This window comes from Moraxella sp. CTOTU47724, assembly GCF_032014955.1.
Taxonomy (GTDB): Bacteria; Pseudomonadota; Gammaproteobacteria; order Pseudomonadales; family Moraxellaceae; genus Faucicola; species Faucicola tetraodonis.
This window is the reverse complement of the sequence record NZ_DALZSV010000009.1, coordinates 27,245-41,795: the sequence shown is the minus strand read 5'-3', so window position 1 is coordinate 41,795 and position 14,551 is coordinate 27,245. Positions and strand designations below refer to the sequence as shown.

At 44.6% G+C, this 14,551-nt stretch carries 14 protein-coding genes and 1 pseudogene; 4 read left to right on the top strand and 11 right to left on the bottom strand.

Features of this window, described 5'->3' with window-relative positions; all coding sequences use genetic code 11:
• Positions 1 to 47 precede the first annotated feature (47 nt).
• A complete protein-coding gene (locus RTR63_RS03560) occupies positions 48 to 2,225 on the bottom strand; it encodes a malate synthase G (protein WP_312522698.1) in 2,178 nt (725 codons plus the stop codon).
• 269 nt (positions 2,226 to 2,494) lie between these two features.
• Here RTR63_RS03560 and RTR63_RS03555 point away from each other — a divergent pair, with 269 nt between their 5' ends.
• Positions 2,495 to 3,142 (top strand): MiaE family protein, encoded by a 648-nt coding sequence (locus tag RTR63_RS03555; RefSeq protein ID WP_409418192.1) that lies wholly within the window; start codon positions 2,495 to 2,497, stop codon positions 3,140 to 3,142.
• A 129-nt stretch (positions 3,143 to 3,271) separates the two neighbouring features.
• On the opposite strand, the gene RTR63_RS03550 is transcribed toward RTR63_RS03555, so the two are convergent.
• The 5 genes from RTR63_RS03550 to mtgA all read right to left on the bottom strand — a co-directional run bounded on the left by RTR63_RS03550 (position 3,272) and on the right by mtgA (position 7,648).
• A complete protein-coding gene (locus RTR63_RS03550; RefSeq protein ID WP_159675883.1) occupies positions 3,272 to 3,526 on the bottom strand; it encodes a hypothetical protein in 255 nt (84 codons plus the stop codon).
• Positions 3,527 to 3,589: 63 nt separating this feature from the next.
• Entirely contained in the window at positions 3,590 to 3,940 is a 351-nt protein-coding gene (locus tag RTR63_RS03545; protein WP_312522697.1) for a hypothetical protein, read from the bottom strand.
• Between the two features lie 127 nt (positions 3,941 to 4,067).
• Positions 4,068 to 4,271 (bottom strand): hypothetical protein, encoded by a 204-nt coding sequence (locus RTR63_RS03540; RefSeq protein WP_099833492.1) that lies wholly within the window; start codon positions 4,269 to 4,271, stop codon positions 4,068 to 4,070.
• Positions 4,272 to 4,621: 350 nt separating this feature from the next.
• Positions 4,622 to 6,820, bottom strand: coding sequence for a polyphosphate kinase 1 (gene ppk1, locus RTR63_RS03535; protein ID WP_312522694.1), 2,199 nt, complete (start codon positions 6,818 to 6,820; stop codon positions 4,622 to 4,624).
• 87 nt (positions 6,821 to 6,907) lie between these two features.
• Complete coding sequence (gene mtgA / locus RTR63_RS03530; protein ID WP_083710758.1) at positions 6,908 to 7,648, bottom strand: monofunctional biosynthetic peptidoglycan transglycosylase; 741 nt, start codon at positions 7,646 to 7,648, stop codon at positions 6,908 to 6,910.
• 114 nt (positions 7,649 to 7,762) lie between these two features.
• Here mtgA and RTR63_RS03525 point away from each other — a divergent pair, with 114 nt between their 5' ends.
• Together RTR63_RS03525 and RTR63_RS03520 are read left to right on the top strand one after the other, a co-directional pair.
• Positions 7,763 to 8,050, top strand: coding sequence for a glutaredoxin family protein (locus RTR63_RS03525; RefSeq protein ID WP_312522692.1), 288 nt, complete (start codon positions 7,763 to 7,765; stop codon positions 8,048 to 8,050).
• A gap of 92 nt (positions 8,051 to 8,142) precedes the next feature.
• Positions 8,143 to 8,424: pseudogene (locus tag RTR63_RS03520) on the top strand (alpha-hydroxy-acid oxidizing protein); the annotation flags it as partial.
• A 96-nt stretch (positions 8,425 to 8,520) separates the two neighbouring features.
• Here the strand turns inward: RTR63_RS03520 and RTR63_RS03515 are convergent.
• The 5 genes from RTR63_RS03515 to RTR63_RS03495 all read right to left on the bottom strand — a co-directional run bounded on the left by RTR63_RS03515 (position 8,521) and on the right by RTR63_RS03495 (position 11,291).
• A complete protein-coding gene (locus tag RTR63_RS03515) occupies positions 8,521 to 8,886 on the bottom strand; it encodes a hypothetical protein (RefSeq protein WP_050325813.1) in 366 nt (121 codons plus the stop codon).
• 115 nt (positions 8,887 to 9,001) lie between these two features.
• Complete coding sequence (locus tag RTR63_RS03510) at positions 9,002 to 9,505, bottom strand: IS5 family transposase (RefSeq protein WP_050325023.1); 504 nt, start codon at positions 9,503 to 9,505, stop codon at positions 9,002 to 9,004.
• A complete protein-coding gene (locus RTR63_RS03505; protein ID WP_050325022.1) occupies positions 9,502 to 9,765 on the bottom strand; it encodes a transposase in 264 nt (87 codons plus the stop codon). Before RTR63_RS03505 ends, RTR63_RS03510 begins: the two co-directional genes overlap by 4 nt.
• A 70-nt stretch (positions 9,766 to 9,835) precedes the next feature.
• Complete coding sequence (locus RTR63_RS03500) at positions 9,836 to 10,489, bottom strand: methyltransferase domain-containing protein (protein ID WP_312522689.1); 654 nt, start codon at positions 10,487 to 10,489, stop codon at positions 9,836 to 9,838.
• 22 nt (positions 10,490 to 10,511) lie between these two features.
• A complete protein-coding gene (locus tag RTR63_RS03495) occupies positions 10,512 to 11,291 on the bottom strand; it encodes a thioesterase family protein (RefSeq protein WP_409418191.1) in 780 nt (259 codons plus the stop codon).
• Between the two features lie 408 nt (positions 11,292 to 11,699).
• Between RTR63_RS03495 and polA the strand changes: the two genes are divergently transcribed.
• The gene (gene polA / locus RTR63_RS03490; protein ID WP_312522685.1) at positions 11,700 to 14,546 is read left to right on the top strand and encodes a DNA polymerase I; all 2,847 of its coding nucleotides are present in this window, start codon (positions 11,700 to 11,702) and stop codon (positions 14,544 to 14,546) included.
• The last annotated feature ends 5 nt before the right edge of the window (positions 14,547 to 14,551 follow it).

The following is a 14,551-nucleotide window of genomic DNA, read 5'->3' as shown; positions in this document are numbered from 1 at the left end:
AAATCTGATGGTTTTTTGAATAATTGATAGGTTTGAATGGCTAAAATCTAGTTAGCTTTGAGATTAAGACGGGCTTGATGTAACAATGGCTCAGTATATCCGCTGGGTTGTACGGTACCTTTAAAGATAAGATCACGCGCTGCATTGTATGCCCAAGTATTGTAGTCATTTGCCATTGGGATATAGGCTGGATCGTCTTTGCTTTGCTCATCGACCATTTTTGCCATACGTTTGAGTACGTCATCCACTTGTTGTGGCGTCACAACCCCATGCGCTAGCCAGTTGGCAACGTGCTGGCTAGAAATACGCAAGGTAGCACGGTCTTCCATCAAGGCAACGTCATCAATATCTAGTACCTTAGAACAGCCAACGCCTTGGTCAACCCAGCGCGCTACATATCCTAAAATACCTTGAATATTGTTTTCAAGCTCGGCAGTTTTTTGCTCATCTGTCCAGTTGGTATCCGTAGCAAGTGGCACGGTCAAAATGTCATCAAGCTTGGCGGGCTCGCGGTTTTTGATATCATCTAACACGTCCATGACGTTGGTTTCATGGTAATGCATGGCGTGAAGCGTCGCGCCTGTCGGTGATGGTACCCAAGCACAAGTCGCGCCTGATTTTGGATGATTGGACTTGGTGGCAACCATTTCTTTCATGTTGTCAGGTTTTGCCCACATACCTTTACCGATTTGCGCTTTACCAGGTAAGCCTAATTTGACGCCCATGTCTACGTTCCAACGCTCATAAGCATTGAGCCAATCGGTATTTTTCATGTCGTTTTTACGGACAAAGGGACCCGCCTTCATACTGGTGTGCATCTCATCACCGGTACGATCCATAAAGCCTGTGTTAATAAAGATAACGCGGTTTTTAGCAACGCGGATACATTCTTTTAAGTTAACGGTAGTACGGCGCTCTTCATCCATGATACCGACTTTTAAAGTATTCTCAGGTAGGTCTAACGCTTTTTCTACTGCAGAGAATAAATCCACCGTAAATTGCACTTCTTCTGGACCGTGCATTTTTGGTTTTACGATATACATTGAACCTGTGCGTGAATTGCTTAAGCTGTTTTTACCCAAGATATCTGGCAGGCTACATAGTGGTGTGATTAGCGCATCCATGATACCTTCATAAATTTCTTCTTGTTTGCCTTCAAAATCGACTAAAATCGCGGGGTTGGTCATCAAGTGACCGACGTTACGAATCAGCATCACTGAACGGCCGTGCAAGGTAACTTTACCACCATCTGGCGCAGTGTATTCACGGTCAGGGTTCATGGTACGTGTGGTTTGTTTGCCATTTTTTTCAAAGCTGTCTTTCAGGTCGCCTTTCATCAACCCAAACCAGTTGCGATATACTTCTACTTTCTCTTCAGCGTCAACGGCAGCGACTGAGTCTTCACAGTCTTGAATGGTGGTAACCGCGGCTTCCATCAAGACATCTTTGATGCCTGCAGGGTCATCTTTACCCACATGGCTTGATGGGTCGATTTGGATTTCGGCATGTAGGCCGTTGTTTTTCAGTAAAATACCCGTTGGATTTGCCGCATCGCCTAGGAAACCTGCGAATTTTTCTGGCTGGGCTAATGAGGTAGTTTTGTCACCTTGGACTATCACTAATTTACCGTCTTCAACTTTAAAACCGGTGACGTCAGCATATTTGCCCTCCGCTAAGGCAAAGTTGCTATCCAAGAAGTTTTTGGCGTATTTTACGACTTCGCCGCCACGAACAGGGTTGTAGCCTTTGCCTTTTTCTGCGCCATTGCTCTCATCGATGACATCAGTACCGTAGAGCGCATCATACAAGCTGCCCCAACGCGCATTCGCTGCGTTTAGCGCATAACGGGCATTGCGTACAGGTACCACCAACTGTGGGCCTGCGATATGGGCGATTTCGTCATCCACGTTTTGGGTCTCAACCAAAAAGTCATCGCCTTCTGGGACGATGTAGTTGATGTCTTTTAAAAATTGGGTATAGGCGGCTTTGTCGATTTGACCGTTGCTAGCGGGGTTTTTGGCATGCCAGTCATCGATTTGGGTTTGAATCTCGTCACGTTTTGCCAACAATGCTTTATTACGGGGTTGGAATGCTTGGACAATTTTTTCAAATTCTTGCCAATATTTTTCGTTATCGATGCCCACGACTGGCGTAACTTCATTGGCAATGAAGTTATAAAGCTGTTTATCAATCGCTAGACTACCCTTTTGAACGCGTTCTGACATGGCATTTTTCCTTATGTTTTGACCTAAAATAGCAAAAAATTCACATTTGATTATACGAACATCATTTATAAAAATAAAGAAATAAAAACTATTTATTTTTTAAATAATCGTTATATATAAATTTTTGTGCCAAGGGTTTTATTACTGATTTTTGGTAAAATATCACTTTATTAACGTGTCAATAAGTGAGTAATTCTTTGTCAAATTCCGCTCTTATCAATACCCCACTACAAACGGACGGCAGTTTTGATGAATTAGCCGTCATCGACTTGGATAACGATAACTCTGTCTATCAGCCAAAGCCCATTGATATCACCCCTGTTTTGGCGTTTTTGGGTAGTACGACGTCGGATAAATGGCTAAAAGCTGCGATGGCAGATTTGCCGACTATCATCCAAGATCATGCCAATTGTGAAAAAAAAGCCGCAGGCACTGCGATGAATTTGATTTTTCGCTATATGTCGCATACTGAGCTGCAATTAAAGCTTGCTCAGCTGATTCGAGAAGAAATGCTCCATTATGAGCAAGTGACGGGATTGATGGCAGAGCGTGGACAAGCATGGCAACATATTGCTGCAGGTCGCTATGCTGCAGGTATGCTCAAACATAAACGCACTTATGAGCCGCAAGCGATGATAGACACGTTAATTATTGGTGCTTTCATCGAAGCCCGATCGTGTGAACGTTTTTGGGCACTGTCACAAGTGATTGAGGATGAGCGTTTGGCAAAATATTATTGCTATTTGCTAAAATCAGAAAGTCGTCATTTTGAAGATTATCTGGCATTGGCACAAAGTATCAGTGACGAGCCGATTGATGCGCGGGTGGCGTTTTTTCGTCAAGTAGAGGCGCAGCTTATCGATGAACCAGATGATGAATTACGCTTTCATAGTGGCGTACCTAGTTGGATTGCGTAAGGTTGGATTGCGTGAGGTTTTTGTAGACTGTAACGATAAAAAAAGCTAACCGTCAAATGGGGTGGATGGTTAGCTGTTATGGTTAGCTATTAGAATTTAATCCTTAAACTGACTCACTGCAACTTACTGTCATTCACTACCAACGCTTGGAATAGAACCATCAGGATTAATAGTGCGTTTTTGGGCATTTTCTGGGGTAGTATAAAGATTATGCTCATTAATAGTGTCGCTTTTTAGCTGGTCATTACCAACCGCGTCCCCGCCAATGGTATGTTCATTGACATTATCATCGAACGCTTGTCCCGGTTGGTTACGACGATCGACAAACTCGGCAGACTTATCGCCTAAATTGACGTGTTTGGTTTGTGCTTCTGGTGAATTCATGGTCATTCCTTTTTCGGTATCAACCCAATAAAATGCTTAAACTTAACTTAATGATATCGAAAATTAGTGATCTCGGTCGATATCTACACTACCATCTGATAACGTATGCAGTGAATTTTCTGCATTGAGATTGGCTTGGGCAGTTTGCTGTAATTTCTGCGCCTCTTCCTCAGAAATACGTGCCACATTTTCATCCGATAATTCGCCATTCGCCACGTCTTCTGCAGATTGGACTTTCACCGCCGCTTGTGGGGTATTATCAAAAATATCAGGCGTTTCCATTGAGGGTGACATGCCTGTAGTCACACCATCCCCTGATTGGTGGGTGACACTGTCTTCTACTGTGACGGCTTGCGGGGTCACAGCAACACCCGTTTTTGGGTCTACAATTTCTACGTTATTTTGATTTTGCATTTTTTATTCCTTTAATTAATTGTTATCGCTCAATAAGTTATTATTTTTATCAGTTGATCTGCATAAATTAGTCAATCAAAACTGAATGATTAAAAGCTTAGTATTTAAAAGTTTAACAATTAAAATTTTAATGGTTGTCAGTACGCAATGAGTCGTCAATAAACGGGGTATTTTCACTTTTGTCTAAGTCTTGTGGCTCACCTTTCACGCTATTTTGTTTATCTAAATTTTCTGATAATTGACTGGGATCCACATTTTCTGTCGCTTTTTGAATCTCGGTTTGGTTGCTTGGCTGATTCTGTTTTTGGTTTTGTGCTTGATTCTGTGACATGGTAATTTTCCTTATGATTTTTTAGTATCAATTCAAGTCAATGATTTTAATCAAAGACTTTTAAACAGAGCGCGATTAAATTTTTATGTAAAAAATAGCCAATTCAATCGCTTTCATACTTTTGCTTTTATAAGTTCGATAGTAGCAAATAAAACCAGTCTATGATAAGTGTTCGCGTAACAAGCTGTTATCACTATGTGATAAGTGTTTAGCTGTGTGAAATTTTGGCAGATTTATTACTATTCGGTAAATTTTGAACTCTAGGTGTAAATCAGCGCATTCATCAACAAAAAAACCGCTATCTTCTGTAGATAGCGGTGTAATTGACTCAAAACCTATAACTAGCAAAATTAGCTTTTTCTGGTAATTTTGGTCAATAAATAATCTTGTGCCGAAAACGCTGCTTCACCTTCACCAGGGGTAATCGCTCGCCATGTGCCTTTGGCATCAAGCTCCCATGCATTGACATTGTCTTTGAGATAATTGTGCAAATCTTCCATAATGCGTTTGAAGACGATGGGGTCTTCAATGGGGAAAGCCACTTCAACACGGCTAAATAAATTGCGATCCATCCAGTCTGCACTGGCGCAATATAAACGGTGGGTGCGTTTGCCATTAGCATTGGGATTTTGATGCCCATTGGCAAAATAATACACGCGGGTATGCTCCAAAAAACGCCCGACGATAGAGCGCACGGTGATGTTGTCGGATATGCCGGGTAATTGCGGACGAATACAGCACATCGAACGGATAATCAGATTGACTTTAACGCCTGCTTGCGATGCTTCATATAGCTTGTCAATCAGTAGTTTTTCGGTCATCGCATTGACCTTGATGATGATATGCGCCTCTTTGCCTGCTTTGGCATGGGCAATTTCGTTGTCGATAAAGCCCATGAGTCTGTCATGCAAGGTGAAGGGTGCATGCAGTAGTTTTTGCACTTTGGCTGGTTTGCCCATGCCTGTGAGTTCGTTAAAGATTTTATGCACATCTTCGGTGATTGCCTCATTGGCGGTAAATAGACCATAGTCGGTATAAGCTTTGGCATTGCCCGCATGGTAGTTGCCCGTGCCCAAATGCACATAGCGGCGGATTTTATCTTCCTCACGGCGTACAATCATCATCAGCTTGGCGTGGGTCTTGTAGCCTACGATGCCATACACCACCACTGCCCCAGCCTGCTGCAGAAAGTTTGCTACTTCAATGTTGGATTTTTCATCAAAGCGCGCGCGTAGCTCAATCACGGCAGTGACTTCTTTGCCTTTACGCGCAGCTTCGGCAAGTGCCTGGACAATTTCAGAGTTTGTCCCTGAGCGATAAAGGGTCTGTTTGATGGCTAATACATGCGGGTCATTGGCGGCTTGGCGCAAAATGTTGACCACAGGTGAAAACGAATGAAACGGATGATGCACCAATACATCTTGCTTACGAATGGCATGGAACACGTTTTCATTTTTATCCAAGCTATCACGGCGAAACGCTTTGGGAATGGCATGATTAAACGACTGATAACGCAAATTTGGGATTTTAAAATCAAACAACAAGCGCGTCAAATTGACAGGACCATTGACACGGTATAGCTGCTCTTGGCTTAAACCAAACTCATCAAGTAGATAATCCACCATCGGCTGTGGGCAATAGGTCGTCACTTCTAAGCGCACTTTGGCACCAAATCGTCGGTTCTCTAACTCACCTTCCAACGCTTTCGCCAAGTCTTCGACATCATCGGATAAATCTAAATCGGCGTTACGGGTCAAACGAAATTGGTGGCAGCCAGTGACCGTCATGCCAGGGAACAAGTCTTCGATATGCCCGTGAATCACTGCGGTGAGCATGATATGATGTTCTTTACCGCCTGTCAGTTCATTGGGTAAGCGAATAACCCGCGGTAAGCTTCGGGGTGCAGGGACAATTGCCATGTTAATATCGCGACCAAAGCCATCTTTGCCCTCTAAGCCCACCATAAAATTCAAGCTTTTATTGACCAATCTAGGAAAAGGATGCGCAGGGTCAATACTAATCGGCGTCAGCACCGGCGCGACTTGTTCGGCAAAGTATTTTTTTACCCATGCGGCTTGCTCTTGGGTCAATTCATCACGTTTTAAGTAGCGAATGTCTTGCTCCGCCAGTGCAGGCAAAATTTCATCGTTCAAAATACGGTATTGCTCATCTACCGCATGATGGGCGATTTCAGAGATATATGACAAAACCTTACTGGGGCGTATACCATCGATACTGCTCACCACATCGCCCATTTGTACTTTTTGCATCAAGCCTGCGACACGGATTTCAAAAAATTCATCTAAATTGGATGAAAAAATGATCAAGAAAAATAGTCTTTCAAGCAGTGGGTGGCGGGGATTGGTGGCTTGGGCGAGTACCCGCTGATGGAACTGTAACAGTGACAATTCACGATTAAAATACAGCTCGCTATCGTCTTGTTTGTATTCAAACACGTTTGGGTAGCAAATACTGTTAAAGCCTAGTATCGGATTAATTTCTGATACATACTCTTCGCTGGGTCTATCTTGTTTAGCAGTGTTTGGCATAGCACAGTCCTTTTATGGTCAAGCATTTTTAACAGTGTAAAGTTAACAATGTAATGATAAGCGTGTAATGATAAATGAGTTTCTTGACTATTCCGTGTCGGGCAAATCTGCCGCACCCATGCGCCGTAAAATAATTTGGGTTTTGTTAAGCAGGCGGCGGTCGTTACGGTGGTCTTCAAAATATTTGGGGTTAGGTAGCATGGCAATCAAAGATGCGGCTTGTCGCTTGGTCAAATGCGCTGCCGACTTATGGTAGTAGTGCTGAGCGGCTGCTTCAATGCCATACACGCCTTTGCCAAACTCTGCGACATTGAGATAAGCAAGCAAAATCCGCTCTTTGGTCCACATATTTTCAATCATCAAGGTAATTAACGCTTCTTCGCCTTTGCGAAAATACGAGCGATTGGGGTATAAAAATAAATTCTTGGCAAGCTGTTGGCTAATGGTTGAGCCGCCCGCGCTGATAGCCCCCGCTTTTTCATTTTTCTTAATCGCATTCTCAATGCCCTGCACATCAAAGCCAGCATGATTGACAAAGTTGGCATCTTCACTGGCAATCGCCGCGCGTTTTACATTCACCGAAATTTGATTATCATCCACCCACGTCTGGCTGACAGGGGCAAAATTGCCCAAGCGATACAGTATCATGAACATACTGTTATTGATAGGCTGGGTTTTCCAGACAACCAATAAGGCTGCAACTATTACATGAAACGCAACAAAACAGGCAATGACTATGAGCAAAATACGCTTGAACCAGCCGCCAAACCCGATACCGCGGTTGGTGGGTGGTAAAGCTGTGTTGACAGGTTTGGGCTTTAACGACATTTTGGTAGCGGGTTTGGTCACGGTGTATTCCTAACGGCGGGGGCAAAAGCAGCGATGGCTTAAGCTAAAAATATAACGTATTATGGCATTTTTGGCTACATGCTAAGGCAGAATATGTCCGACTTCGACGCGCAACACATGACAAATCCGCACGATCACATGATGGCTGACCCAACTACTTGGCGATTATATGGCACAGTCGGGTGTCATCTGTGTGAAATCGCTGAAAGCTTATTGCTGCAAGCACAAGCCGTTGCCGATATACGCTGGCAGTCGATTGATATTGCCGAGCTGCCAGAACAAGAGATGCTGGAATTTGCTGATAAAATACCTGTGTTGGTCACCGCTACCAAGACGTTATATTATCCTTTTTCCATCATGGATGTTATGGCGTTAAGCTGAAAAGCCCATATAGATTATTGGCATACTATTAAAAATTTAATTCATTATGTCTTGGCAGATTTTTTTATCATCAACGCCATGCCACTAGCTGCGAGATTTTCTTGGGCAGTGGCGTACGCTCAGGTCAAGAGGTGCTCAAAGCCATTGCCCTTGGTGCAAAAGCCACCATGATTGGTCGGGCATTTTTGTATGGCTTGGGGGCATATGGCGAGGACGGTGTGCGCCGCGCGCTTGAAATTATCTACAACGAGATGGACATCAGTATGGCATTTGGTGGCTATACCAATATCCAACAGGTGAGCAAAGATATCCTCATCAAAGGCACGTATGAAGACTTGCTGACTCGTCCCTTCATTGTGCGAGAGCGTACTTAGTTGACCGTAGCAAACGAAAGGACGGATGTGAAGTGTTTTGGCACTTTGCCCGTCCTTTTGCTAATCTCTTGTTAACAGCTTTTTTTAAAGCTGATTTTAAAGCTTAGGTAATTGTTTTTTCAGTAAGCTTGCATCCATTTCCCGCGCTTCAAAACCCTGCGCTTCTTTCCAGCCTGCTTCATCAGCAAAGTACAAGCGATTAAATTGTTCATCACGATAAAACCGCATGGGCTGACCACTGTCGCCTTGAATCACAAAATTTTGCACAACTTCGTGAAATTTGGCACGGATATTGGCTTCATTGTGGTCGCTTGCGAGCGTCGGGGTGATGATATAAGCCAAATCATTGTAAAGTTGTGGACTTAACTGTCTAAACACCGCCTTGTTCTCAAGTAACTTGTGGACGATACGCTTTATATCGTCCAAACCAATCGTGCCTTCATGAAGTTCAAGAAACATCATTTTGATTGCCTCAATGTGTACCAGTGTGTATCGCCAAAAAAATGCTAGTATAACGATTAGCAGTTGAAAAATTAGTGGTTTAACGATTAGTAGTATAAACCCTTAGAAGCTGTATTCACAAGCACATATTTCTCAACAATTGAGTGATATGAGCAATTTTAATAAAAGATTCAGCAGATAAAACCGTAATTTCAAAATCTTTAGCGAGACGACGAGCATTATTTAACCAAGCGAAATTACGCTCGACCACCCAACGTTTAGCAATGATTCTCCACTCACCATTGATTTTTGTAGAAATATCAACAGGGATATTATGATTGTTCATAACATCTTGCTCAAAGGTTTTGCGATAACCTGCATCTGCTGAAATAGCTTCAATGGTTGGATAGGTTTTTAATGCCTTATCAACAACCATAATACCCGCTCTAGTGTCATGAATGTTAGCCGCATGAACAACAACGCCTAGTAGATTACCGATAGTATCAACAAGGATATGTCGTTTTCGACCTTTAACCTTTTTACCACCGTCAAAGCCCTTTTGCTCTGATTTACTGGTGGTTTTAACACTTTGAGAGTCAATGATGGCATACGTGGGTGTTGCTTCTTTACCAACGCTCAATCGTTTTTTTTAACCAATGTTTGTAGTATTTCATCCCAAAGCCCTGCTTGATTGGCTCTGCGATAGAAACTCCAGACTGTCGCGTATGGTGGAAAATCATTGGGTAACATTCGCCATTGACAGCCTGTTTTGGTAATATAAAGCACGGCATTGATAAGCTCTCGTTTTTCCCATTTGTAGCGTCTTTGGTTGCTAAAATGTGGTGCGATGAGTTGCCATTGTTCGTCTGTTAGGTCGGTTGGATAGCTCTTATTTGTCATCCGTAGATTTTAACATAACAAGTTAATATATTTAATGAAATATATTATTTTTATTTATGAATACAGGTTCTTAGAGGACACCTGCGTTCTCTACCTTCTTTTGGCTTAGGATAAAAAACAATTCGCTACCCTGTCTGGGCTTAATTGAATTATAGCAAGGCGCCAGTTTATCAATGGTGAAAAACTGCTGAAATAATGTTTCATATTCTTGCTTATCCCCACCAAACGGTGGACTGCTTTCAAAATGCTTATCTAGCAACACGCCCACCAATTTACCCGTAGGTTTGAGGAGCTTTTGCATTTGCTTGGCATAATCGCTGCGTCTACTAGGGTCAATCGCGCAAAAAAACGTCTGCTCAATAATATAATCAAACTGATACTGCGCAGGGTCTAAGCCAAAAAAATCCGCTTGTAGCAGGTGCGCTTTGGGAAAACTGGGATAACGCTTGGCAAAATTATCCAAAGGGAGCTTGGCAAAATCCACCACATAAACATGGCTAAAACCTTGTTCATGAAGATAGCCTGCCTCGTAAGCATTGCCCGCCCCAGGGATTAAAATCTGCACCGATTTACTCACGCCGTTGTCGAGTAAATGCTCGATATAGGCTTGCAGGGGTGGCGAAATTTTACCGATGTCCCACCCAGTATAGCCATTATCATAGCGTTTTTGCCAAAATTCGGCGTCGTTGACCGAGTGTTCAGTTAGCGTGTTGTTATCTTCCATGATTGCTGCTCCTGATAGTTTTTTAGGCTTTTCGAATGGTTAAAATTTGCTCGCTTCGACCAAATGCGCCGTGTGCGTCATGCAGCACGCTACTGGTCAGACCTACGCCATCGCCCCCAAATTGTTGCACGGTCTCAAGCCCCAGCCAACGCCCAACGGGCATACGGTGCAGATGGATTTGCAAATCTAAATTGGGGAAAAACCATTCAATGGTATTGGGTTGGTGAATACGCGGTACCACGCCATTGGCGGTATCGACCATACCCATCAAATGCACAAAGTCGGATGTGGGCGGTACTTGACCGTTTTCTTCGACCATGTCGATATCGGTATTGATCCACACGATGCCGTCGCCTTGGCGGTTGTCGGGGTCAGCTTTAAGATAAATACTGTCGATATAGCCACCACCCCAATGCTTCATGCCGTCCCAGTTCGGATAGCTTTCTGGATGACCGATTCGCTCATCTTCCAGCCCAGCAATCTCTGATGTGTCGCTGGTTTGCATACGCCACGCGCGGGCAACGATACAGGTTTTGCCATTGGCCGCCATGGTGGTTTCGATCAGTTCGATAGTGCGACCCGGACGGATGATGTGGGTGGTCACGCTAACATCGCCAAAATGAATCAGCCCAAAAATATCCAGACTGATGCGCCCGATACGCATATCACTGCGCGGTTTGAATTGTTCAAGCTCGTAAGCCAACAGTCCGGTCGCTGCCGCCATGTGTTGTTCGTTGTCATTCCATGCGCCTTGGCAGTGGATATTGCAGCGGTAGTTTGATGTGGTGATATCATCGGTCATGGTGCGGTCAAGCAGTGTGTAATAGGTATTGCCCATAAAGTTCCCTTTTGTGACTAAAAATTGCTTATCCATAGAAATTGGTTGTGCCTAAAAATTGGTAAAGTGCCTAAAATTGCTAAAAAATTGTAGCACATTGGCTATCGGCTATTGGTGGAATTTTTGCAAAGTTGCCGCCATGACAACCCGCCAAACTTCGCACGCGCTTAGCATACACCCGATTTGCATCCGCCAAAATCTATTCACCTTCTGCCAATCGATGAGTTTGAAATGCTTAACGATTAGCCGCAAAAAGCCAGTATAATATGCGGATAATATAAAATTTTTTCCTGTATTTTGACACTATCTTATATTTTGATACTCGCCTGTATTTTGACAGCATATTTTAACAACATAAAGATAAGTAATCCTATGACTGCAACTGCCTTACTTGATACCGATCACATCAACACCGACAAGCCGCCGTTTATCTTGGTGGACGGCTCGTATTATATGTTCCGCAATTTTCATGCCTTGCCTGTCACCATGCAAACTACCCAAGGCTTGCACACCAACTCCATCCGCGGCACGCTCAACGCACTCAAAAAACTGATGGAAAAATACCGCCCGACGCACATGGCGGTGGCGTTTGACACCAAAGCGCCGACCTTTCGCCACAAGCTTTCCCCCATTTATAAAGGCGACCGCCCAGAAATGCCCGCCGAGCTTGCCGAACAAATCCCTTACATTCACAAGATGATACAAGCGATGGGCATACCCCTCCTCGCCATTGAAGGCGTAGAGGCTGACGACATCATCGGTACACTCGCCCACCGTGCTTGCCTAGAAGGTCATCATGTCATCATCTCCACAGGCGACAAAGATATGTGCCAATTGGTCAATCCTTGCGTCATCGTGGAAAACAGCTTTGATGACAAGCGTTACGACATCGCAGGGGTCAAAGACAAATTTGGCGTTGAGCCCCGTCAAATCATCGACTATCTCACCCTCATGGGCGACGCGTCGGATGGTATCAAAGGTGTCGCAGGCATCGGCGCAAAAACCGCGCAAAAACTGCTTGAGCAATACGACAGCATTGACAATATCCTTGCCAATGTCGACCAGTTAAAAGGCAAGCAACAACAAACTTTTTTGCAAAGCACCGACAGCATTGCGCTGGATAAACGCTTGGCAACCATTATCACCGACCTTGATATCGTGCCTGACTGGGAGACGTTGCGACTACCGACTGACCCAAGTTTTAACATAGAAGAAAAACGCGCAATTTTTACCGAATTAGAATTTAAAAGCGAAATCGCGTCGCTCAACCATCCGTTTCACCCATCAAATAACGGCAATTTTAAAGCTGCTGAGCCTGCTCAAAATGCTGTGGTCGAAGCGATTAAAGCTAGCCAAGATAGCAAAAATACTGCCAAAAAGCAGTGGCATACTGTCACCACCCAAGCCGATTTTGATACGTTAATCCAGCGCCTTGGCGCATCAAAGCATTTTGTCATTGATACCGAAACCACCGATGTGAATTGGCAACATGCCAAGCTTGTCGGCTTGTCATTTGCGCTGCAATCGCATGAAGCCTATTATGTGCCTGTTGCCCACGTTGATGAGTTGGGCAATCGGATTGAACAACTTACCCGCGAGGATGTTTTAGCCCAGTTAAAACCGATTTTGCAAAATCCACAAATCGGCAAAATCGGTCAGCACTTAAAATACGACGCGCATATTTTGGCAAATTACCATATCGACTTAATCAACGAGCCGAGCAACTGGGCAATGGACACCATGCTTGCCAGTTATGTGATTAATGCTGTTGCCACCCGTCACGGTATGGACGACTTGGCACGCCACTATCTACACACCCAAACCATCACCTTTGAAGATGTGGCAGGCAAAGGCGCCAAGCAAATCACCTTTGAAAAAGTCCCTTTAAATGTGGCAAGTGACTACGCCTGTGAAGACGCTGATATCACCTATCAGCTATTTGAACTGTTTAGCGAAAAACTCAAAGCCGAACCGAACAACGCCAAGCTGCTGCATGAACTAGAAATCCCTGTTGCCCAAATCCTGTGCCAAATGGAGCATGACGGGATTTTGCTCAATAAAGGGTTTTTGGGGGAACTATCCGCGCGCTTTGATGAAAAAATCCAAGCACTTGAAACAGTCGCCTTTGCGCAAGCCGGCGAAACCTTTAACCTTGCCAGTCCAAAGCAGTTGGGTGAAGTGCTGTTTGACCGCTTAGGCATCACAGGCGGTAAAAAAACCAAAACCGGGCAATACTCCACCAGTGAAGCGGTGCTTGCCACCATCGACCATCCGCTAATTGAAACCGTGCTTGAGCATCGCAGTCTGTCTAAGCTTAAAAGCACCTACACAGACGCGTTGGCAAACGTGGCGGACAGCAACGACCGTGTGCATACCAGTTATCATCAAGCGTTGACGACCACAGGACGATTGTCATCGACTGAGCCGAATTTGCAAAACATCCCGATTCGCACCGATACTGGGCGGCTCATTCGTGGCGCGTTTATTGCCCCAAAAGGTCGCAAAGTGCTATCGGCGGACTATTCGCAAATCGAGCTTCGGCTAATGGCACACTTTGCCAATGATCCTGTGCTCATCCGCGCGTTTCAGGAAGGGCATGACATTCACCGCGCCACCGCCGCTGAGATTTTGGGCAAGGCGTTTGATGATGTGACGAGCGAAGAACGCCGCCAAGCCAAAGCGGTCAACTTTGGGCTACTCTATGGCATGAGTGAATTTGGGCTTGCCAAGCAGTTGGGCTTCACTCGCCAGCAAGCGCAAGACTATATCAAGCTATACTTTGCCCGCTACCCTACGGTGCGTGCCTATATGCAAGCCACCCGCACGGCTGCCCAAAACCAAGGCTATATCACCACGATTTTGGGGCGTAAGCTATTTACCCCCGATATGCAGCATCCCAATCGCGGCGTGCGCCAAGCGGCAGAACGCGCGGCGATTAATGCGCCACTACAAGGCAGTGCTGCCGATATCATCAAACTTGCTATGATTGCGGTGAATGAGGTATTGCCAAAAGAAAACGCTAAAATGCTCTTGCAAGTGCATGATGAGCTAGTGTTTGAAGCCGATGAGGATAAAGCCGAGGCGATTGCCGAGTTGATTAAGAACGCCATGCAAGAGGTGCTATCTAAGACAGCCAAAGATAAAGGCTGGGATGTGGATTTTGCGGTGCCGCTCGTCGTTGAAGTAGGCATTGGTGATAATTGGGATGAGGCGCATTGATTGTT